Below are 254 nucleotides of genomic sequence, written 5' to 3'. Positions count from 1 at the left end.
CGCAGTCCAGTCAGTGGCTTTGTGCATTTGCTCAGTGGGCTGATTGCTTACTGCCATCAGCCCAAGAAGCCCACTCTTGACCTAGCGACACTAGGCATTGAACTCCCTGCTTAACCCGAATTCACGTCAAATTAGCCAAGGCGATGCATTGGGGGCGGTGGCTTCCGGTGGGCTGGCGGGCTTGGCCGGCTGGCAAATTTGGCGCAACAACCAGCGAACCGAGCGGGAATTGGAAGTGGATCTCGATGCGATCG

At 57.1% G+C, this 254-nt stretch carries 1 protein-coding gene; it reads left to right on the top strand.

Annotated elements, in window-relative coordinates; genetic code table 11:
- Positions 1-97: 97 nt before the first annotated feature.
- Positions 98-254: DUF3318 domain-containing protein (locus VPK24_RS11215; protein WP_393013281.1), on the top strand; the 157-nt coding region annotated here is incomplete at its 3' end.

The organism is Limnothrix redekei LRLZ20PSL1 (assembly GCF_043235035.1).
GTDB lineage: Bacteria > Cyanobacteriota > Cyanobacteriia > CACIAM-69d > CACIAM-69d > CACIAM-69d.
This window is presented reverse-complemented; position numbering and strand designations above follow the sequence as displayed.